The organism is Mycobacterium sp. (assembly GCF_040398885.1).
Taxonomy (GTDB): Bacteria; Actinomycetota; Actinomycetes; order Mycobacteriales; family Mycobacteriaceae; genus Mycobacterium.
This window is the reverse complement of record NZ_JBBATF010000019.1, coordinates 1-20,798: the sequence shown is the minus strand read 5'-3', so window position 1 is coordinate 20,798 and position 20,798 is coordinate 1. Positions and strand designations below refer to the sequence as shown.

General features: G+C 69.2%; 21 protein-coding genes. 10 read left to right on the top strand and 11 right to left on the bottom strand.

The window, feature by feature from the left end; genetic code table 11:
• Positions 1 to 31 precede the first annotated feature (31 nt).
• Positions 32 to 448 (top strand): hypothetical protein, encoded by a 417-nt coding sequence (locus ADBZ5U_RS03545; protein WP_526262430.1) that lies wholly within the window; start codon positions 32 to 34, stop codon positions 446 to 448.
• 30 nt (positions 449 to 478) lie between these two features.
• Positions 479 to 1,414, top strand: a complete 936-nt coding sequence (locus ADBZ5U_RS03540) for a DUF8686 domain-containing protein (protein WP_526262428.1) — start codon at positions 479 to 481, stop codon at positions 1,412 to 1,414.
• A 15-nt stretch (positions 1,415 to 1,429) separates the two neighbouring features.
• Here the strand turns inward: ADBZ5U_RS03540 and ADBZ5U_RS03535 are convergent, their stop codons facing one another.
• From ADBZ5U_RS03535 to ADBZ5U_RS03515, 5 genes are all read right to left on the bottom strand, one after another.
• Positions 1,430 to 1,993 (bottom strand): alpha/beta fold hydrolase, encoded by a 564-nt coding sequence (locus ADBZ5U_RS03535; protein WP_526262426.1) that lies wholly within the window; start codon positions 1,991 to 1,993, stop codon positions 1,430 to 1,432.
• Between the two features lie 64 nt (positions 1,994 to 2,057).
• Entirely contained in the window at positions 2,058 to 2,723 is a 666-nt protein-coding gene (locus ADBZ5U_RS03530; protein ID WP_526262424.1) for a hypothetical protein, read from the bottom strand.
• Between the two features lie 5 nt (positions 2,724 to 2,728).
• Complete coding sequence (locus ADBZ5U_RS03525; protein WP_526262422.1) at positions 2,729 to 4,276, bottom strand: cobyric acid synthase; 1,548 nt, start codon at positions 4,274 to 4,276, stop codon at positions 2,729 to 2,731.
• Entirely contained in the window at positions 4,273 to 5,124 is an 852-nt protein-coding gene (map, locus tag ADBZ5U_RS03520; RefSeq protein WP_526262420.1) for a type I methionyl aminopeptidase, read from the bottom strand. Before map ends, ADBZ5U_RS03525 begins: the two co-directional genes overlap by 4 nt.
• 9 nt (positions 5,125 to 5,133) lie before the next feature.
• Positions 5,134 to 5,760 carry a DUF1707 domain-containing protein gene (locus ADBZ5U_RS03515; RefSeq protein ID WP_526262418.1) on the bottom strand — a complete coding sequence of 209 codons (627 nt, stop codon included), beginning with the start codon at positions 5,758 to 5,760 and terminating at the stop codon, positions 5,134 to 5,136.
• A gap of 70 nt (positions 5,761 to 5,830) precedes the next feature.
• Here ADBZ5U_RS03515 and ADBZ5U_RS03510 point away from each other — a divergent pair, with 70 nt between their 5' ends.
• Positions 5,831 to 6,223, top strand: coding sequence for a QcrA and Rieske domain-containing protein (locus ADBZ5U_RS03510; RefSeq protein WP_526262416.1), 393 nt, complete (start codon positions 5,831 to 5,833; stop codon positions 6,221 to 6,223).
• Here ADBZ5U_RS03510 and ADBZ5U_RS03505 read toward each other — a convergent pair.
• The 5 genes from ADBZ5U_RS03505 to dxr all read right to left on the bottom strand — a co-directional run bounded on the left by ADBZ5U_RS03505 (position 6,220) and on the right by dxr (position 12,597).
• Positions 6,220 to 8,037 carry a penicillin-binding transpeptidase domain-containing protein gene (locus ADBZ5U_RS03505; protein WP_526262414.1) on the bottom strand — a complete coding sequence of 606 codons (1,818 nt, stop codon included), beginning with the start codon at positions 8,035 to 8,037 and terminating at the stop codon, positions 6,220 to 6,222. The genes ADBZ5U_RS03510 and ADBZ5U_RS03505 overlap by 4 nt on opposite strands.
• Before the next feature lie 82 nt (positions 8,038 to 8,119).
• Positions 8,120 to 8,974 (bottom strand): GNAT family N-acetyltransferase, encoded by an 855-nt coding sequence (locus ADBZ5U_RS03500; protein ID WP_526262412.1) that lies wholly within the window; start codon positions 8,972 to 8,974, stop codon positions 8,120 to 8,122.
• 30 nt (positions 8,975 to 9,004) lie between these two features.
• A complete protein-coding gene (gene ispG / locus ADBZ5U_RS03495; protein ID WP_526262410.1) occupies positions 9,005 to 10,174 on the bottom strand; it encodes a flavodoxin-dependent (E)-4-hydroxy-3-methylbut-2-enyl-diphosphate synthase in 1,170 nt (389 codons plus the stop codon).
• Between the two features lie 9 nt (positions 10,175 to 10,183).
• The gene (locus ADBZ5U_RS03490; RefSeq protein WP_526262408.1) at positions 10,184 to 11,425 is read right to left on the bottom strand and encodes a M50 family metallopeptidase; all 1,242 of its coding nucleotides are present in this window, start codon (positions 11,423 to 11,425) and stop codon (positions 10,184 to 10,186) included.
• Positions 11,422 to 12,597 carry a 1-deoxy-D-xylulose-5-phosphate reductoisomerase gene (gene dxr, locus ADBZ5U_RS03485; protein WP_526262406.1) on the bottom strand — a complete coding sequence of 392 codons (1,176 nt, stop codon included), beginning with the start codon at positions 12,595 to 12,597 and terminating at the stop codon, positions 11,422 to 11,424. Before dxr ends, ADBZ5U_RS03490 begins: the two co-directional genes overlap by 4 nt.
• A 50-nt stretch (positions 12,598 to 12,647) precedes the next feature.
• On the opposite strand from dxr, the gene ADBZ5U_RS03480 reads away from it, so the two are divergent.
• Complete coding sequence (locus ADBZ5U_RS03480; RefSeq protein ID WP_526262404.1) at positions 12,648 to 13,397, top strand: fasciclin domain-containing protein; 750 nt, start codon at positions 12,648 to 12,650, stop codon at positions 13,395 to 13,397.
• A 141-nt stretch (positions 13,398 to 13,538) separates the two neighbouring features.
• On the opposite strand, the gene ADBZ5U_RS03475 is transcribed toward ADBZ5U_RS03480, so the two are convergent.
• The gene (locus ADBZ5U_RS03475; RefSeq protein ID WP_526262402.1) at positions 13,539 to 13,670 is read right to left on the bottom strand and encodes a hypothetical protein; all 132 of its coding nucleotides are present in this window, start codon (positions 13,668 to 13,670) and stop codon (positions 13,539 to 13,541) included.
• On the opposite strand from ADBZ5U_RS03475, the gene ADBZ5U_RS03470 reads away from it, so the two are divergent.
• The 6 genes from ADBZ5U_RS03470 to ADBZ5U_RS03445 all read left to right on the top strand — a co-directional run.
• Positions 13,669 to 14,250 (top strand): fasciclin domain-containing protein, encoded by a 582-nt coding sequence (locus ADBZ5U_RS03470; RefSeq protein WP_526262400.1) that lies wholly within the window; start codon positions 13,669 to 13,671, stop codon positions 14,248 to 14,250. The two genes, ADBZ5U_RS03475 and ADBZ5U_RS03470, sit on opposite strands and share 2 nt — an antisense overlap.
• Before the next feature lie 75 nt (positions 14,251 to 14,325).
• Entirely contained in the window at positions 14,326 to 14,901 is a 576-nt protein-coding gene (locus ADBZ5U_RS03465; RefSeq protein WP_526262398.1) for a fasciclin domain-containing protein, read from the top strand.
• Between the two features lie 141 nt (positions 14,902 to 15,042).
• Positions 15,043 to 16,056, top strand: coding sequence for an iron ABC transporter substrate-binding protein (locus ADBZ5U_RS03460; protein ID WP_526262396.1), 1,014 nt, complete (start codon positions 15,043 to 15,045; stop codon positions 16,054 to 16,056).
• Complete coding sequence (locus ADBZ5U_RS03455) at positions 16,053 to 17,606, top strand: ABC transporter permease (protein ID WP_526262442.1); 1,554 nt, start codon at positions 16,053 to 16,055, stop codon at positions 17,604 to 17,606. Before ADBZ5U_RS03460 ends, ADBZ5U_RS03455 begins: the two co-directional genes overlap by 4 nt.
• Positions 17,603 to 18,661 carry an ABC transporter ATP-binding protein gene (locus ADBZ5U_RS03450; protein ID WP_526262394.1) on the top strand — a complete coding sequence of 353 codons (1,059 nt, stop codon included), beginning with the start codon at positions 17,603 to 17,605 and terminating at the stop codon, positions 18,659 to 18,661. The genes ADBZ5U_RS03455 and ADBZ5U_RS03450 overlap by 4 nt, the downstream gene beginning before the upstream one ends.
• Positions 18,654 to 20,798: non-ribosomal peptide synthetase (locus tag ADBZ5U_RS03445; protein WP_526262392.1), on the top strand; the 2,145-nt coding region annotated here is incomplete at its 3' end. The genes ADBZ5U_RS03450 and ADBZ5U_RS03445, both read left to right, overlap by 8 nt.

Below are 20,798 nucleotides of genomic sequence, written 5' to 3'. Positions count from 1 at the left end.
CGAAAGCCGAAAGGAAGTTGGGCAGCTGAAAATGTCGCAAACCCTGTATGCCATCCTCATCGCGGTCAATTTCATCGTTCATCTTTTCGTCTTTTTCGCGGACTTCACACAGAAAATCAGGCTGATCGACTTCGTGAAGCGAAGCGACGGGAGCCGTTCAGACCCCCGGAACCTCCTGCCTCTCGAGTTCATCTACGCCGGTTTGATCGGCATCTGCTACGGGATCGTGACCCTGTCCTTTGTTTTCGCTTTCCTCGGCATCAGCACGGTGCGCAACGCCGCCCTCACCTCCATGTCCATGCACGGACTGCTTCTCACCCATTTGCTGCTCCACTCGGGTATGTGGAAGAAGACCTTTCACGCCGACGGCATCGGGAGCTACGCCAGATACGTCGCCATACAGTGTGTTGCGATCGTGTTGGCCGTTCCCCTTCTGCTTCATCGATAGCCTGAATCGGTCCGCGACCAGGGGGTCAGCGTGCTGAGAATCGGTGCGACACTTCGCCGCGCCCTCGTGGTGACGGCGGTCCTGACCCTGTGCGCGGGCCTTTCGGCCTTCCTCTACGCCTCCAGCGGTAAGTCGCGCATCTACGAACGGCCCGACCCGGTCGCCGACGGCGTCAACATCAACCTCGAGTCCTTCTCGTTCGACCCCGCGATGAACGAATTGGAACTGCGGATCGAACTGGTTCCCAAGGGGTCCTACTTCGACGACGCCAAGGACGCCTTCGCCGTCCCGCTTCGGATGATCACCAAGAACGTGGTCGACGGACCCGTGGTCAGGGACATCGCGGCCGGGACCACGGTCGGCAAGGACTACTTCCTGGTCTACCCGCTCGAGGGAGATCCACTGGACTATCCACTCGACCGGTACCGATACTCCTACGAGTACACCGACAACGGCCAGGGACTGGTCGCCGCACCCTTGATCAGGATCGAAAAGAGGGTCGACGGCGACGGGAAGCCGGTGCCGATCGGGCTCATGTTCGGACCCGACGCAGGCATGGAGGGCTGGACCGAACACTGGAATCTGACGGTCGACGGACCCACCCTCAAAACCAAGCTGATGCTCGAACGGTCCGGCGGGTTGCTCGTCTTCGTGGCGATCGTTCTGATCCTGTTGGTCGTCGTCGCCAACCTTGCGATCCTCGTCGCATGGTCGGCGATCACCGCACGCAGACCCATCGAGCCGGGATTCGCCAGCTGGTTGGCGGCGCTGCTGTTCGCGCTCATACCTCTGCGGGTCAATCTCCCCGGCGCTCCCCCGATCGGTGCGTGGATCGATGCCCTCGTCTTCTTCTGGGTGGAGATCGCGGTACTGGTGGCGATGGCCACCTTCATCGCGGCGTGGTTCCGCTTCCGGGATGTGCCCGACTACTCCGAAATCTACGAGGCACGAGCCAGACGACAGTGAGTCGGGTCCTGCGGATCACCAGTTGCTGCTGCGCAGCACGATCTCGGCCGCCAACTGCGCGGTGGCATGCTCGGCGTTGCGCGGCGTCCCGAACTTCACCAGCCGGAAGTCGCTGTAGACGAAGTGCTGGCTGGCTTTGGCCATCGCCCGGGCGGCCGGGGTGTTGACCAGTGCGGTGGTGTTGATCTGCACGGGCGGGCATTCGGCATCGAGCACGACACCGCGGGGATCCGGCACCCGGGGATGCCCGCGGTCGATGACGACCAGGCCGGTGAATCTTTCGGGACTGGCCGCGGCCACCTGCCAGGCCAGTTCCGCGCCGGACCGGTCACCCACCAGCACCCCCGAGGGCACGTCCAGTCTGTCCAGGACGTCGATCACGTCTTTGGCGTCGAGACGCGGATCGCCGGCGATGACGACGGTGCGGGCGGCGGCGACGTGCAGTCGCGAACACAGCGGCTCGTAGGCACCGACCGGATGTTGCGCCGCTCCCAGCAGAACGACGTTGGCCCCCCGGTCCGGCCCGGTGACGCAGACCGGCACACCGATACCGTTGACGGTCATCATCGTCGCGGGCATCTGCACACGCTACTTCGCCGGAGACGCACCCAGCAGGTGTTTCCGGCGCGCTCTCAGACAGAACTCAGGAAGCCTGCAGCTTCCGAACCTGCTTGTCGAAGGCGTTCAAGAACGTTTGCGGCAGTGACGCTTTCGCACTGATCCCCGGAATCATCGCCGGGAAGGCGACCCCGAACACCGCCCGTGCGCCGACGTTCTGGAACGCCATGGAGACACTGCTCCGGGAGTCTCCTAGAATCATCGTCTGCTGATAGGCCAATCCTCCGCCGTCCAGACCCGGCAGCTCGGTCGTGGTCATCGGGATGCCCTCGGAGGCGGGGTCGAAGAAAGCCTCGAATCGCGCGCAGCGTTCGGCTGCGGCTTTGATGGCCTCCAGATCCAGATTCCACGACAGCAGTGTCATGACGATGCGGGCGCCGTCGTAGGACACCACGTACTTGGCCGCGCTTCCCGGGCCCCGTTCGCCGGACTGCTTGATGACATTGGTCAGCGCATTGGCGCAGCCTTGCGGCCGGGACAACATCGAGCCGGGCCCCTCGTCCCCGCCGGACCCGCCGGGTTGGTCGGTGACGCGGCCGTACTCCACCCCGGCCGGGAAGTCCGACTCGTCCAACAGGGCGCGCTGCAGCACCGCTCCCGGCCAGGTCGCGGTGCCGGCGACCGTTGCGGAGCAGCCACCGGCCCACAGCGCGGTCGCGGCCAGCACCACCGCGGCTCTGCGACCCACCATGGCAGTCAGGGTAGGCCACCGACACTGCTGGTGATCACCGGCGCGGCCACAGGCGGCCGGTCGAGAAGCCCCAGCACGGCGTCGAGGTCCAGGTGCGCGGTCAGCAGGTCGGCCATCAGATCGAGTTGCGCGTCGCGGCGGCCCGCGACACTGACACCGGCAGCCACCCGGAACCCGGTCACACCCGCCAGTTCAGCGGCCCTGGTCAGCCAGTCCCGGCGGAACCCGTCGTTGTCCAGGAGTCCGTGCCAGTGGGTGCCGAACACCCCGTCGCGGACGTAGCCCTGGGCGGTCCCGTCGGCGTCGAACCAGGTCTGCTCGGCGCACCTCACCATCTGACCGTGGTGGATCTCGTAGCCGCCCAGTGGGCCCTCCCAGTGCCGGACCGTCTTATCCGCCGCGAAGACGATGTCGGCGTCGAGCAGACCCAGACCGTCGACGCTCCCCCGGCCGCTTTCCACGCCGTCCTCGATCCGCCGGCACAGCATCTGCAGTCCGCCGCAGATGCCGAGCAGCACCCCGCCGCCGCGGACGTGGGTCAGCACCGCGTCGGCCAGTCCGCATTCACGCAGCCACTCCAGATCGGCGACGGTGGCCTTGCTGCCGGGCAGCACGACGACGTCGGCGTCGGCGACCTGGCCCGGTTCGGTGATCCACCGAACCGCGACGCCGGGCTCGCAGGCCAGCGCCTCGACGTCGGTGGAGTTCGAGATCCGCGGCATCCGCACCGCGGCGACACGCAGCCAGTCCTCGCCGTGTGGCGGGGCCGGCCTGCCGACCACCGCGCCGGGCACCACCGACAACGAGTCCTCGGCGTCGAGCCACAGGTCCGCGCTGTGCGGCAGCACACCGTAGGTGGGCCGTCCGGTCAGCGCGGCAAGCTGATCCAGTCCGGGGGCCAGCAGCGACGGGTCGCCGCGGAACTTGTTGACGATGAATCCGGCGACGAGCGCCTGATCCTCCGGTGCGAGCACCGCCACGGTGCCGAACAGGTGGGCCAGCACACCTCCGCGGTCGATGTCGCCGACCACGATAACCGGGAGGCCGGCCATCCGGGCCAGCCCCATATTGGCCAAATCCGTTGCGCGCAGGTTGATTTCGGCGGGCGAACCGGCGCCTTCGCACAACACGACATCGAACTCGGAGCGCAGCGAGGCGAGTTCGTCGGCGACCACGCCCGCCAGCCGGTCGCGGTGGGTGATGTAGTCACGAGCCCCCACCACACCGACCGGCCGGCCCCGCACCAACAGCTGCGAGGTCCGGTCGCCGCCGGGCTTGAGCAGTATCGGGTTGAACCGCACACTGGGCGCCAGCCCGGCGGCGCGGGCCTGCATGGCCTGGGCACGGCCGATCTCGCCGCAGGCCCCCTCCGCGGCCCCGTCCCCGTCGACGGCGACCACCGAGTTGTTGCTCATGTTCTGCGCCTTGAACGGCGCGACGCGAATCCCCTTGCGGAACAACACCCGGCACAGTCCGGCCACGACCATCGACTTGCCGGCATCGGAGGTGGTGCCCGCGACGAGCAGCGCCCCCCCGGCGCCAACTCGGCTCACGGCAGGGTCAGGATTTCGGCGCCGTCGTCGGTCACCACGATGGTGTGCTCGAACTGCGCCGTCCACTTGCGGTCCTTGGTGGCAACCGTCCAGCCGTCCGGCCAGATCTCGTAATCCAGCGTTCCCAGATTGATCATCGGCTCGATGGTGAAGGTCATGCCCGGTTCGAGGACGATGTCGACACTGGGCTGGTCGTAGTGCAGCACCACCAGTCCGTTGTGGAAGGTGGTCCCGATGCCGTGGCCGGTGAAGTCGCGAACGACGTTGTAGCCGAACCGATTCGCATAGGACTCGATGACCCTGCCCACCGCCGACAGCGCCCGGCCGGGCCTGACCGCCTTGATCGCGCGGGCGGTGGCCTCCTCGGTGCGCTCGACGAGCAGGCGGTGCTGCTCGCTGACGTCACCGGCCAGGAAGGTGGCGTTGGTGTCGCCGTGGACACCGTGGATGTAGGCGGTGACGTCGATGTTGACGATGTCGCCGTCGGCGATCACCGTCGAGTCCGGGATGCCGTGGCAGATGATCTCGTTGAGCGAGGTGCAGCAGGACTTCGGATAGCCCTTGTATCCCAACGTCGACGGGTATGCGCCGTGGTCGACCATGTACTCGTGGGCGATCCTGTCCAGTTCATCGGTGGTCACCCCCGGCGCGACGGCCTTCCCGGCCTCGGCCAGTGCCCGCGCCGCGATCCTGCCGGCGATGCGCATCTTCTCGATGACCTCGGGGCTTTGCACCCATGGTTCGCTGCCCTCGGCGGCGTCGGCGCGGCCGACGTATTCCGGCCGTTCGATGGACCGGGGCACCGGCAGGGTCGGCGAGACCACCCCGGCGCTAAGCGCGCTGCGCACGCGTCGTCCTCACCGGCGCCGCAGTACCGGCAACGAAGGCACCTGCCGCCGGGGTCCGCGGACGGTGACCGAACCGAGCACCATCCGTCCGGTGATCACCACGTGCGGCCTGCCTTCGGCCGGCGGGTTCTTGCGACGGTCGCGGGCACTGCCGCCGTAGACGGTGACGTCGTCGATGGAGACGCTGGCGCCTTCGGGCAGTCGCAGATCCAGCGACCCGCGCACCATGTCCAGCTCGATCACGACGACCGGCCCGGCGAACCGCGCGGTGGTGAGGTCCAGGTCCACCGATCCGACCCGCCGCACCAGCGACAGCCGGGTGGGCACGGTCCACTCGCCGTGCCGGCGCAGCGAACCCATCCAGCCGCGCAACTCCAGCCGGTCGGCCGACGACGACGCGATCGCGCCGGCCCGCGGCAGGTCGTCTACCAGCGACTCCAGGTCCGCGGGCTGGCGGGCCAGCGAGACCTGCCCGGAGCGTTCCTCGAACTCCACGATGTCGATCAGCCCCAGGGCGACGGCGTTGTGCAACCGGCGCAGCGTGCCGTTGCGGTCGGCATCGGAGACCCGCACCGCGGGCGGGCTGTCGTAGCGGACCACCGCTGCGGTGTCGTACCTGTTCTCGATCTCAGTCATGGCCTCTCCAATTTACCGTTGATGCCCCGTCTCGCACACCGCCGGTGTCGCGGCTCGGTAGGCTCCCGACATGTCCGCCTTACCGCGCCGTTCGGTGTTGATCGGGGCCGCGCTCGGCCCGTTGGCCGCCCCGCTGACCGGGTGCGGACAGGCCGGGAGGGCTCAGGAGTCGCCCCCGCCGGCCGCCGATCAGGTGCTCAGCCCGGCCGCGGACGTGGGCGTCGGTGCGGCCAAGATCGTCGACGGCACCCTGATCACCCAGCCCACCGCCGGCGTCTTCAAGGGTTTCGTCGCCCGCTGCACCCACGCCGGGTGCGCCTTGGCCGTCAAGGACGGCGGGATCGAATGTCCCTGCCACGGAAGCAAATTCGAACTCGACGGCTCAGTCGCCCGCGGCCCGGCGACCAAGCCGCTGGAAGCCCGCCCGGTGATGGTGCGCGACGGCGAGATAGTCGCCGGCTAGCCGCCCTGGGCCAGGTGATCCGGCGGCAGTTCCTCGAACATCTGCCGCACCATGCGCACGGCGTAGGTCGAGTTGCCGCCCCCGACGATGAGCCCGGCGAACGCCAGGTCCCCGCGGTAGCCGGTGAACCAGGCGTGCGAGCCACCCTGGAACTCGGCCTCCCCGGTCTTGCCGTACACCTCGCCGACACCGTCGATCGCCTTGGCTGTGCCGTTGGTCACCACCTGCCGCATCATCGACCGCAGCCCGTCCAGGACGACTGGGTCGACCGGTGGGTTCGGGCCGGCCAGGGCGGTCTGACGGCCCGCGATGAGCACCGGGGTGGGGGTGCGGCCGGATGCGACGGTGGCCGCGGCCAGCGCCATCCCGAACGGAGTGACCAGGACCCTGCCCTGACCGAACCCGTCCTCGGTCCGTTCGGTCAGATCCACCGTCGGCGGGACCGACCCGGTGACGGTGGTCAGCCCCTCGATGGTGTAGTCCGGCCCGATGCCGAACTGGGATGCCGCGTCGGTCAGGGCGGTCGGGTTCATCCGGCTGGAGAGCTCGGCGAAAGTGGTGTTGCAGGAGTTGGCGAAGGCCTGGACCATCGGCACCACACCGAGGTCGAACCTGTCGTAGTTGGGGATCACACGGTGCCCGATCTCGATCTCGCCGGGGCAGGCCAGCATGGTCTCCGGCGTGGCCAGCCTGGCCTGCATGGCCGCCCCGGCGGTGACGATCTTGAACGTCGAGCCGGGCGGGTAGAGGCCGGTCGTGGCGGCCGGCCCGTCGGCGTCGGCGGCGCCGTTCTGGGCCACCGCGAGGATCTCGCCGGTCGAGGCCTTGAGCACGACGAGCATGGCCTTGCGCCACTGGTTGTCCACCGCGTGCTGGGCGGCGTTCTGCACCAGCCGGTCCAGGGTCACCGACACCGACGGCGCCGGCTTGGGGGGAACCTCGGTCAACACGTCGACGTCGGCGCTGTTCTGGTTGACGCTGACCACCCGCCAGCCGGCCTCGCCGTCCAGTTCGTCCAGGACGGCCTTCTTGACCTCGCCGACCACGGCGGGCGCGAAACCGCGGTCGGTGGGCAACATGTCGGCCTGGGGGGTCACCACGACCCCCGGCAGTGCGTCGAGCACGCGGGCCACCTTGTCGTGGTCGGAGGGCCGCAACGTGATGAGGTCCAGGGGGCCCTTGGTCGAACTGGCCTGTTCGGCCAGCCGCTGGGGATTCAGCGTGTTGTCGAACTGCCGCAGCACATCGGCGACCACCCGGGCGGTGCCCATCAGGTCGCCCGCGGCCCGCGAGGCGTCCAGTTGGTAGCGGAACAGGCTGCCCGGCACGAGGACCTCGGTGCCGCCCAACTCGTTGACCGAGGCGCGCTTGGGCGGATCGGCGCGCAGTTCGACGGTCTGGTGGTCGCCGAGGCGGGGGTGCAGGGCGCTGGCCGACCAGCGCACCCGCCAGGTGCCCTCGTCCCGAATCATGTTGAGCACGCCGTCGTAGGTCCAGGTCCGGTTCTTGGGCAGCCGCCAGGTGAAGCGGTAGTTCACGCGGCCGGTGTCCTCGGTGTAGCGCGAACCCAGGACGGTGGCGTCCAGCCGGTCCGCCTGCAGCCGGGACCAGGCCTCGTTGAGTGCGGCGTGCGCCTCCGACGGGCGGTCGCTGAGCGCGGCGGCGGCGCCGGTGTCACCCCGGCCGAGATCGGCGAGGAACTGCTTGGCGGCCGGCGCGGGCCCCTCGGTTTTCGGCGTGCAAGCCGACAGCGCTCCCGACGCCAGCGCCAGGGCCGCTGCGATCGCTGTGACTCTTGTTGCCAAAGTTGTCATTGAGACAGATGTTATGAGTCTGTGACCGCGATTGCCGGGAGGCGCACCGTCGCGTCGGCCGCCGGCGCCCGGTCCGCCGCACTCAGTCGAGCAGGACGGTGGCGAAGACGCCGACCTCGCTGAAACCCACTCGGGTGTAGGCCGCCCGGGCGACGGTGTTGTAGCTGTTCACGTAGAGGCTGGCGATCCGGCCGCCCTGCACCACCGCCGCGGCCACCGCGGCGGTGCCGGCGGTGCCCAGGCCGCGGCCCCGCCACTCCGGATGCACCCAGACCCCCTGGATCTGACCGACCGCCGGGGACTGCGAGCCGATCTCGGCCTTGAACACCACCCGGCCGTGCTCGAAACGCGCGAACGCCCGCCCGGCCGTGATCAGTCTGGCCACCCGGCGGCGATATCCGCGTCCCCCGTCACCGGCCCGGGGGTCGATGCCGACCTCGCCGATGAACATGTCCACCGCAGCCACCAGATAGGCGTCCAGCTCCTCGATCCGCACCCGACGCACGCCCGGATCGGCCACACATCGGGGCTGCGACCTCAGCGCCATCAGCGGCTGGCGGTCGCGCACGTCGCGGGCCGGGCCCCAGCCCTGTTGCAGGCACTCCCACATCGGCAGGACAAGTTCGGCGGGGCCCACCACCGAGGAGCACCGCCGCGGGGTGCTCAGCGCGCGCTCGGCGAACGCCCGGACATCGGCGCGGCCGCCACGCAGCGGGATGAGGTTGACCCCGGCGTAACACAGCGAGTCCTCCACCCGGCGCCGGGTCCACAGCTCTCCTCCGATCGCTGCGGACCCCACGCCGTGATCGGCGACCCGGGCGGCGACCATGCAGCAGCTGACCGGATCTTCGGTGAGCACCCGGGTCACCGCCTCGGTGTCCCGCACCACCGACACCCGCCCGCCGTCGACCGAGCGGAACAGTGACGGAGCCGACATGGCGGCCTTTCTGAACGGGTGGGGACGCCGTCAGCTTACGGTGACCACCGGCGGACCGCCCGCAGCCGTGCCGTCCTCCATGTCGTCTTTCATGTCGGCGGCCAGACGCAACGCCTCTTCGATGAGCGTCTCGACGATCTTGGCCTCGGGCACGGTCTTGATCACCTCGCCCTTGACGAAGATCTGGCCCTTGCCGTTGCCCGAGGCGACCCCCAGATCGGCCTCGCGGGCCTCGCCGGGTCCGTTGACCACACATCCCATGACCGCCACCCGCAGCGGAACGTCGAGACCCTCCAGGCCGGCGGTCACCTCGTTGGCCAGCGTGTAGACGTCGACCTGCGCCCGCCCGCACGACGGGCACGACACGATCTCCAGTCCGCGGGGCCGCAGGTTCAGCGACTCCAGGATCTGGTTGCCGACCTTGACCTCCTCGACCGGCGGCGCGGACAGCGACACCCGGATGGTGTCGCCGATGCCCTCGGAGAGCAGTGCGCCGAAGGCGACCGCGGACTTGACGGTGCCCTGGAACGCCGGCCCGGCCTCGGTGACGCCGAGATGCAGCGGGTAGTCGCACTTTCCGGCCAGCAGCCGGTAGGCCGCGACCATCACCACCGGGTCGTTGTGCTTGACGCTGATCTTGATGTCGCCGAACCCGTGCTCCTCGAACAGCGAGGCCTCCCACAGCGCGGACTCGACCAGCGCCTCCGGGGTGGCCTTGCCGTACTTCTCCAGGAACCGCTTGTCCAGCGAACCGGCGTTGACCCCGATCCGGATCGGGATCCCGGCCGCGCCCGCGGCTTTGGCGACCTCGCCGACCCGGCCGTCGAACTCCTTGATGTTGCCCGGGTTGACCCGCACCGCCGCGCAACCGGCGTCGATCGCGGCGAAGATGTACTTGGGCTGGAAGTGGATGTCGGCGATCACCGGGATGTTGCTGTGCCGGGCGATCTCGGCGAGTGCGTCGGCGTCCTCCTGGCGCGGGCAGGCCACCCGCACGATGTCGCACCCGGACGCGGTCAGTTCGGCGATCTGCTGCAGGGTGGCGTTGACGTCGTGGGTCTTGGTGGTGCACATCGACTGCACCGGGATCGGGAAGTCGCTGCCGACCCCGACGTCACCCACCATGATCTGGCGGGTCCTTCGCCGCGGAGCGAGAACCGGGGGCGGTGCAGCCGGGAGGCCCAGGCCGATGGCGGTCATGTGAATCTCCTACTGGAACAAGCGGATCGGGTTCACCAGGTCGGCGGTGACGGTCAACGCCATGTAGCCCATCACCAGGACGAGGATCACGTAGGTGGCCGGCATCAGCTTCCCGTAGTCGACGGGCGGGGCCGGCAGCATTCCCCGCGCGGCGCGGACCAGGTTGCGCAGCTTCTCGAACAGCGCGACGGCGATGTGGCCGCCGTCGAACGGCAGCAGCGGCACCAGGTTGACGGCGCCGAGCACGAAGTTGAGCTGTGCCAGGAAGAACCAGAACGCCACCCACAGGCCGTGGTCGACGGTGTCGCCGCCGATGATGCTGGCGCCGACGACGCTGATCGGGGTCTCCGGGTCCCGTTCGCCGCCGCCGATGGCGTGCACCAGCGCGCCCACCTTGGAGGGGATCTTCGCCAGTGATTTGCCGATCTCGACGGCCAGGTCGCCGGTGAAGGCGAAGGTGGCCGGGGCCGCGGAGAGCACGTTGTAGTGGGTCGGGCCGAACTGCGCGGCGGTGATGCCGATGGCGCCGACGTCGGAGGGCCCGGTGGCTTCGCCGCCGGCGGCCGGAGCCACCCAGCGCTTGGTGGTGGTGACGTCGACGACGGTGTCGACGGTCGACGTCGTGCCGTCCACCGTGCGCTCCAGGACGAACGGTGTCGGCCCGTCGGCCCTCTGCACCGCCGCGACCATCTCCTCGAAGGTCTTCACCTCGGTCGTACCCACCTTGACCACCACGTCGCCGGGTTTGATCCCGGCCGCGGCGGCGGGTCCGGAGCCGGTGCAGTCGCCGAGTTCGCCGCGCGTCAGCTCGGCTTTGACGCAGGTGGTCTCGCCGACGACGGCGGTGGTCGGCGGGTGCAGGTTGGGCAGTCCCCAGATCACGGCGATGGCGTAGATCAGGACCAGGCCGATGACGAAGTTCATCGCCGGACCGGCGAACAGCACCGCGACCCGCTTCCAGGTCTTCTGCTTGTACATCGCGTACGGCTCGTCCTCGGGAGGCAGGTCCTCCGCGGCCGTCATCCCGGCGATGTCGCAGAACCCGCCCAGCGGAACGGCTTTCACGCCGTACTCGGTGGAACCGAGTCTGTTGGGACGGCGCGTCGACCACAGCGTCGGCCCGAAGCCGACGAAGTAGCGGCGGACTTTCATCCCGGTGGCGCGGGCCACCCACATGTGGCCGCACTCGTGCAGTGCCACCGACACCAGAATTGCCAGTGCGAACAGCGCGATGCCGATTGCGAACATCATCGGTGTGAAGCGACCTCCTGTGCGGCGACGTCGACGGCTTCGCGTGCACGTTGCCGGGCCCAGCGCTGGGCGTCGAGTACATCATCCACGGTAGCCGGTTCGGCGGACCACCGGTCCGCAGCGGCCAGCACGTCGGTGATCGTTCTCACGATGGCCGGGAACCTGATCCGCCCGGCCAGGAAGGCCCCCGCCGCTTCCTCGTTGGCTGCGTTGTAGACCGCGGTCATGCATCCGCCGGCCGCACCGGCCTGCCGGGCCAGGTCCACCGCGGGGAAGACTTCGGAGTCCACCGGCTCGAAATCCCAGGTGGATGCGGTGCTGAAGTCGCAGGCGGCGGCCGATCCGGCGACCCGCCTCGGCCAGCCCAGGGCCAGCGCGATGGGCAACCTCATGTCGGGCGGGCTGGCCTGGGCGATGGTCGACCCGTCGACGAAGGTCACCATGGAGTGCACGATCGACTGCGGGTGCACCACCACGTCGATGCGCTCGTAGGGAATTCCGAACAGCAGGTGGGTCTCGATGAGTTCCAGGCCCTTGTTGACCAGCGACGCCGAGTTGAGCGTGTTCATCGGGCCCATGTTCCAGGTCGGGTGCGCTCCGGCCTGTTCGGGGGTGACCGACTCCAGTCGCGCGGCCGACCAGCCTCGGAACGGCCCCCCGGAGGCGGTCAGGACGAGTTTCGCCACCTCGTCGGCGGTGCCGGAGCGCAGGCACTGGGCCAGCGCGGAGTGCTCGGAGTCCACCGGCACGATCTGGCCGGGACTTGCGGCCTTGAGCACCAAAGGCCCGCCGGCGACCAGTGATTCCTTGTTGGCCAGCGCCAGTCGCGCGCCGGAGGCCAGGGCGGCCAGGGTCGGCTTCAGCCCCAGTGCTCCGACCAGGGCGTTGAGGACGACGTCCGCCTCGGTGTCCTGGACCAGTCGGGTGGCCGCGTCCGGTCCGGCGTAGGTGACGTCACCCACCCGGTCGGCGGCGGCGGGGTCGGCCACCGCGATTCGGCCGACCCCGGTCTGCGCCCGTTGACGGGCCAGCAGATCCGGGTTGCCGCCGCCGGCGGCCAGTCCGACCACCTCGAAGCGGTCGGGATTCGCCGCGATGACCTCCAGGGCCTGCGTTCCGATGGACCCGGTGCTGCCGAGGATCAGCACGCGAAGGCGGTTGGCTGGGCTCACCGATCTATTGTGCCGTGTGTGCCCGTTCGCCCCCGGATCGAGGAGAGATGATGACGGCCCACCGCACGCACGGCACCGCCGCCTGCCTCGCCGCGGCCCTGGTACTGGCCGGGTGCTCCTCGGACATCGTGGCGTCGGAGCCTGCTCCCGCGCCGCGCCGGGCGGCCTCCTCGGCGAGTGCGCCGCCGGCCCCGAAGACGACCGAAACGCCCACGAAGACGACGGAGGTGCCGGTGCCGCCCGGCCTGGTGGGAGCGGGGTGCGCCGACTACGTCAGGAAGGTGCCCGGCGGTCCCGGGGCTCTCGACGGGATGGGCCGCGACCCCGTCGCGGTGGCGTTGGGCAACAGTTCCCAGCTGACCACGTTCGCCGGTGCGCTGATGGGCAACCTCAACCCCGAGGTCAACCTGTTCGACGCCGCCAACACCGGCCAGTTCACCGTCTTCGCGCCCACCGACGAGGCGTTCGGCAAGGTCGGTGCGGAGACCGTCGAGGAGTTCAGGGGGGACCCGAAACTACTGACCGGCGTGCTGAACTACCACTTCGTCCAGGGGCAGACCGCTCCGGAGGACATCGCCGGTGAACACCAGACGGTGCAGGGCCAGTCGCTGGCCGTGAGCGGGTCGGGGGAAGGCCTTCGGGTCAACGGTGCGGCCGTGGTGTGCGGCGGAATCAGGACCGCCAACGCCATCGTCTACCTCATCGACACCGTCCTGACGCCGCCGGTCACCGCGGCGTCCACTTCCCCGACGACCAGCTCGCCGGACACCGCGGAGACGACGGCGACGCCCACCCCGTAGTCCGGGCGGCCGACTCCCCGACGTATCGGTTCTGTGACCGTCGTCACATCTACCCATCCGTCGTCCCCGCCGTGCCGAAGTGCATTTGTGGCCGCCAACCGGTCGGCCCCAATCACGGAGGAACTGGAGGATCATGCGCTCTCAACGTTCAACTCTGGTAGCTGCGAGTCTGGCCGCGGCCACCGCGGTGGCCTTGTCGTCCTGCTCGACAGCGACCGAGGAGAAGGCGGAGTCGACGGCCTCGTCGGTGAAGAGTTCGGTCTCTTCGGCCATGCCGACCACCATGTCGAAATCGGCCGAGGCGGCACCGGCAGGGCTGGTCGGCGCGGGTTGCGCGGGCTACGCCGAGAAGGTGCCCACCGGACCCGGATCGGTGGCAGGCCTGGCCAAGGACCCGGTCGCCACCGCGGCCTCCAACAGCCCGGTGCTCACCACCCTGGCCAGCGCCCTGTCGGGCAAGCTCAACCCGAACGTCAACCTCGTCGACACCCTCAACAACGGTCAGTTCACCGTGTTCGCCCCGACCGACGAGGCATTCGCCAAGGTCGACTCGGCGACCATCGACAAGCTGAAGACCGACTCCAAGCTCCTGACCGATGTGCTGACCTACCACGTCGTCTCCGGTCCCGGGGCTGACCCGTCGGCCGTCGTGGGCGAGCACAAGACGGTGCAGGGCGAGTCGCTGAAGGTGACCGGCTCCGGCGACGGACTGACTGTCAACGACGCCGGCGTCGTGTGCGGCGGCATCAAAACGGCCAACGCCACCCTGTACCTGATCGACACCGTGCTGATGCCGCCCGCGGCACCGGCGTCGGGTACGACGGGCTCCCCGGCCGCTACCCCGAAGCCCTGAGGCCGGTCACTCCACTGCACCGGTCACACCCCCTGTGCCGGTCACAGCACTGCAGCGAAATCGAAAGGACGAAAAATGAGAAACCGCAATAGAACCGTCGGACTGGCAGCCGCCGCGATGGGCTTCGCGCTCGTCACCTCCCCCGCCGCATCGGCCGACGTGCACCTGGTCGGCCCGGGCTGCGCCGGCTACGCCCAGCAGGTCCCGGTGGGCCCCGGATCGGTCGGCGAACTGGCCAAGGTGCCGGTCGCGACGGCCGCCGCCAACAGCCCGGTGCTGACCACTCTGGCCGCGGCGCTGTCCGGCGGGCTGAACCCGCAGGTGAACCTGGTCAGCACGCTCAACGGCGGGCAGTTCACCGTGTTCGCGCCCACCAACGACGCGTTCGCCAAGATCGACGCGGCCACCCTCGACAAGCTCAAGACCGACGCCAATCTGCTGTCGTCGATCCTGACCTACCACGTCGTGGCCGGCCAGGCCGGGCCCGACCAGGTGGTCGGCACGCACAAGACGGTCAACGGCGCCACCCTGACGGTCAGCGGCAGCGGCGACCACCTGATGGTCAACAACGCAAATGTGGTGTGCGGCGGAATCCAGACCACCAACGCGACGGTGTACCTGATCGACTCGGTGCTGCTGCCGCCGGCCTAGGTCGGCGGTCGCAGTTTCATCACCGGCCGCGGTGGCGTGCTTCTCCTTCGCGCCGCCGCGGCCGGTCCGTCGTTATGGGCCTCGTCCGATTCATTGTATGGTTAGGCATACCTTACTAACACTGTCTGGAGGCCCGCTGTCATGCGACGTCGGCTGCGCTACGCACTGTCGGTCTTGATGGCCCTGAGCCTGGTCGGCTCCGCCGTGTCGTGCTCGCGGGCCCCGCAGGACGAACTGCTGATCTACAACGCCCAGCACGAGTCGCTGACCAAGGAGTGGATCGAGGCCTTCACCCGGGAGACGGGGATCAAGGTCACCCACCGTCAGGGCGGCGACACCGAACTGGGCAACCAGATCATCGCCGAGGGCGGCCAGTCACCGGCCGATGTGTTCCTGACGGAGAACTCGCCGGCGATCGCCGCCGTGGAACGGGCCGGACTACTCGCCGCCGTCGACGCCGAGACCGTCGCCCAGGTACCGGCCCAGTACCGGCCGGCCAGCAACGCCTGGGTTGGGGTGGCCGCCCGCAGCACCGTCTTCGTCTACAACCCGGCCAGGCTAGGCGCCGACCAGTTACCGAAGTCACTGCTGGATCTACAGGACCCGGCGTGGCGGGGACGGTGGGGTGCACCACCGGCCAAAGCGGACTTCCAGGCCATCGTGGCCGCCCTGCTGGAACTGCGCGGCAAGCCCGCGACCGAGCAGTGGCTGGAGGGCATGAAGGCCAACGCGGTCATCTACACCGACAACATCGCCACGCTGCGCGCGGTCAACGCCGGCGAGGTGGCAGGCGGGGTGATCTATCACTACTACTGGTACCGCGATCAATCCAAGACCAGGGAGCTCAGCGGAAACACCGCCCTGCACTATTTCAAGAACCAAGACCCCGGCGCGTTCGTCAGCGTCTCGGGCGGCGGCGTCCTCAAATCGAGCAGGAAAGCCGAACAGGCGCAACGCTTCATCCGATTCGTCACCGGAAAGAGCGGGCAGGACATCCTGCGAAACGGCACCTCCTTCGAATATCCGGTCGGCAGCGGAGTGCCCGCCAACAGTGCGTTGGTGCCGCTGGACCAACTGCAGGCACCCGCGGTGAACCCCACGGATCTCGACGCCGCCGCGGTGACCGACTTGATGACCAAGGCGGGGTTGCTCTGACCGTCGCCGCTCTCACCAGACATCGCCGACGCCCGGCCGGCCGGGCGGCCCTCGGCACCGCGGGCCTGCTGGCCGCCCTGTCGCTCATCCCACTCGGCTACGTGGCGTGGTCGTTCGTCAGTATCGGGCCCGATCGAGCCGTGGCCCTGCTGATCCGTCCCCGGGTGAGTGAGCTCCTGCTGAACACCGTCGGCCTGGTGGCGGTCACGGTGCCGGCCTGCGTTGCGATCGGCGTGGGGGCCGCCTGGCTCATCGAGCGCACCGACGTGCCGGGACGCGCGCTGTGGCGCCCACTTCTGGTCGCGCCGTTGGCCGTTCCGGCATTCGTCAACTCCTACGCCTGGGTCGGGCTGGTGCCGTCGCTGCACGGGTTCACCGGCGCGGTACTGGTCACCGCGCTGTCGTACTTCCCGTTCGTCTACCTTCCCGCCACGGCGGCACTACGCCGGCTCGACCCTGCACTGGAGGAGTCGGCACGAAGCCTGGGGTCCACGCCGGCCGCGGTGTTCGGACGTGTCGTGCTGCCGCAGCTGAGGCTGGCCGTTCTCGGCGGCTCGGTGCTGATCGGCGTCCATCTGCTGGCCGAATACGGAGCTTTCGCCATGCTGCGCTTCAGCACCTTCACCACCGCGATCGTCGAGCAGTTCCAGTCGACCTTCGACGGGGCAGCGGGTGCCATGCTGGCCGGCGTCCTCGTCGGGCTGTGTCTGCTGATACTTCTCGCCGAAGTGGGTGCGCGTGGCCGAAACCGGTTCGCCAGGATCGGATCCGGGGCGCCGCGCCCGGTGACCCCCATCCGGCTGCGTCGGCTCCGCATACCAGCCCTGCTGACACTGATCGCGCTGTCGGTGTTGGCAATCGGCGTTCCGATCGGAACCCTAACCCGATGGCTCTGGATCGGCGGAGCGGACGTGTGGCCGGCCCGCGACATGGGTATCGCGCTGGCCCAGACCGCGGGCCTTGCCGCGGTCGGTGCTCTGGTCGCCACGGCACTGGCATATCCGGTGGCCTGGGTGGCGGTGCGGACCCACCATCCCGCCGGCCGATTGATCGAGGGGGCCAACTTCGTCACCAGTTCCCTGCCCGGCATCGTGACGGCCCTGGCGCTGGTGACAGTCGCCATCCGCGTCGCTCCCCCGCTGTATCAGACTGTGGCGCTGCTGATTTGCGCCTACGTGCTGATGTTCATCCCGCGCGCCGTGGTCAGCGTCCGGGCCGGCCTGGCCCAGGTGCCGACCAGTCTGGAGGACGCCTCCCGGTCGTTGGGCGCCACCGCGGCGACGACGTTCGCCCGGGTGACGCTTCGGCTGACGGCGCCGGCGGCGGCCGCCGGGGCCGCGATGGTGTTCGTGGCGGTGGCGACCGAGCTCACCGCGACCCTGCTGCTGGCGCCCACCGGCACCCGCACCCTGTCGATGCGGTTCTGGTCACTGGCCAGTGAACTGGACTACGCGGGTGCGGCGCCGTACGCCGCGGTCATGGTCATCCTCACCCTGCCGGTCACCATGCTGTTGTTCCGGCAGGCCACCCGGGCGGTGACCGCGCTATGAGCCCCCACGCACTCGAGATCCGTTCGCTGGCAAAGTCTTTCGATGACAAGAGGGTGATCTCCGACCTCGAGCTCGATATCCGCAACGGTGGGACCACGGCAGTGGTGGGCCCGTCGGGCTGCGGTAAGACGACCTTGCTGCGGATCATCGCCGGATTCGAAGAACCCGACTCGGGGACCGTGGCGATCGACGGGACGACCGTCTCCGGTCCCGGGCGCGTGCTGGCACCGAACAAGCGGGGGGTGGGTTACGTCACCCAGGACGGTGCCCTGTTCCCGCACCTAACCGTGGGCCAGAACATCGCTTACGGACTGGGCAGTCTGCGGGTATGTGCCGTGCGGGACCGGGTGGGGCAACTGCTGGAAACCGTCTCGCTCGACGCGGCGATGGCCGATCGCCGGCCCGACGAGCTGTCCGGTGGCCAGCAGCAGCGGGTGGCCCTGGCCCGGGCGTTGGCCCGTAAGCCCTCGCTGATGTTGCTCGACGAGCCGTTCAGTTCGCTGGACGCGCGGCTACGGGTGACCACCCGCAACTCCGTCGCGACAACGCTGCGCGAAGCCGCGGTCACCACCCTGCTGGTCACCCATGACCAGCAGGAGGCGCTGTCGGTCGCCGATCAGGTGGCCGTCATGCTCGGCGGGCGGTTCACCCAGATCGGCTCACCGCGCGAGGTTTACCTGCGGCCGCGCGACCCGGCCACCGCCGAGTTCCTCGGCGACTGCGTCTTTCTGCCCTGCGCGGCCCGGGACGGCTGGGCCGAATGCGCGCTGGGGAGGGTGCCCGCTCCCGCCGCCGGGGACGGGCCGGGAACGTTGTTGCTGCGCCCGGAACAGTTGCGGGCCGAGGCCGTATCCGACCTCGACCACGCCGACGGGACCGGCATCGTCATCGCCGCGGAATTCACCGGCGGCGAGGTGGTACTGACCATCGACATGGGGGCCGGCCGGCAGTCGGTGCTGGCCCGCCAGATCAGCGTCACCGCCCCGCAGGTCGAAGACAAGGTGCAGGTCGAGGTCATCGGCGAAGGGGTGGTCTTCGGGAATCGCCGTGCGTGATCTGCTGGAGCGGATCGCCGGCTTCTCGGATCGGCTCGCGGTGGCGACGGAGACCGGGACGCTGACCTACCGTGCGCTCGCGGACCGGATGGACGGCTTTGCCGCGAGCCTGGGCGAGGGCCGGAAACTTGTTCTGATCGAAACCCGGAACAGCCTGCCGGTGCTGGAGGCCTACCTCGGTGCGCTCGCCGGGGGCCACGTCGTGCTGCCGGTGCCGCGGGGCCGCGACTTCACGGCGATCACCGCGGCCTACGAACCCGATGTGATCGTCGACGGCACCGGCCGCGTCGAGCACCGCAGCGCGCGCCCCACGCACCGGTTGAACGACGAATTGACCCTGCTGGCCAGCACCTCCGGAAGCACCGGTTCCCCCAAGACGGTTCGGCTTTCCGCGGATAACCTGCGCTCCAACACCGACGCGATCGCACAGTATCTCGGCATCGCCGAAGCCGACCGTGCGATCACGACGCTGCCGCTGTCGTACTGCTACGGCGCCTCGGTCGTGCACACTCACCTGTGGCAGGGCGCCGGCGTGATCCTGACCGATCGCTCCGTCACCGAGGACGGCTTCTGGGAGTTGTTCCGACGTTATGGTGCAACCAGTTTCGCCGGTGTCCCCTACACCTTCGAACTCCTGGACCACTCCCGGTTCGCCGACATGGACCTGCCCACCCTGCGCTACGTCACCCAGGCGGGTGGCCGGTTGAAGCCTGAGACGGTGCGCCGCTACGCCCGACTCGGCCGACGGCGGGGGTTCGACTTCGTGGTCATGTACGGCGCCACCGAGGCCACCGCCCGGATGGCCTATCTCCCGCCGGACCGGGTACTCGAGCACCCCGAGGCGATCGGTCGGGCCATTCCCGGCGGGGCCTTCGAGCTTGCCCCGCTTGAGGGGTGGAACGAACCGGGCGTGGGCGAACTGGTCTACCGGGGGCCCAACGTCATGATGGGGTACGCCGAGTCGAAAGCCGATCTTTCCCGCGGAAAGACGATGGAGGCGTTGCACACCGGCGACGTCGCCCGCGACCTCGGCGACGGGATGTACCAGATCGTGGGCCGGTTGAGCAGGTTCGTGAAGATCTGCGGACTGCGGATCGACCTGCACCGGGTGGAGGCGGCCGTGACCGCCCCGGGGTCGCCGGTGATGTGCGCCGAATCCGAGGGACAGTTGCTCGTCGCCACGGCGGGCCGCTCCGGGAGTCCGCAGGACCTGAGCCGCCGGACCGCGGCCGCCGCCGGCCTCCCCACCGATGCCGTTCGCGCCGTGCACCTTTCGGAGCTTCCGCTGCTGCCCTCGGGCAAGCCGGATTACGGGCGACTTCGCCAGATCGACCGCCAGATCGGCCGCCAGACCGACGAGCGCCAACCGGTCGGCGTGCGCGAACTGTTCGCCGAGGTGCTGCAGATCGATCCCGCCGCCGTGACCGCGGACCGCAGCTTCGCGGATCTCGGCGGGACGTCGCTGTCCTTTGTGCGGACGTCGGTGCGTCTGGAACGGGTGTTGGGTTCCCTTCCCCCGCAGTGGCCGTCGCGCACCGTCGGGGAACTGGAGAACTCCGCCCGCCGTCCGGGCCGGCCCCGCGGGGCGTTCCTCGACACCGGGGTCGCGTTACGCGCCGTGGCCATCGTGCTGATCGTCGGGTCCCATGCCGAACTGTTCACACTGTGGGGCGGAGCGCACGTCCTGCTGGCGGTGGCCGGTTTCAACTTCGCCCGGTTCTGTCTGGGTCGCGATCCGCGCCGGCGGCGAATCGCACGCATCATCACAACCGTCGGATGGATCGCGGTGCCGTCGGTGCTCTGGGTGGCCCTGGTGATGAGTTTCTCCGACGACTACGCGCCGTCCAATCTCCTTCTGCTGCAGAAGATTCTCGGCCCAGCCGACAGCATGACCGCCGGCCGTCTGTGGTTCATCGAGGTGTTGGTGTGGACCCTGCTGGCCTTGGCGGCGGCGTTGTGGATTCCAGGTATCGACCGCCTGGAACGCCGGGCACCCTTGGGGTTGGCGATGGGATTCCTCGCCGTCGGCCTGGCACTGCGGTACGACCTGCCGGGGCTGGAGATGGGCCGGGACGCCTGGTTCAGCCTGCTGGCGTTCTGGTTCTTCGCCGCCGGTTGGGCGGCGGCGAAGGCGGAG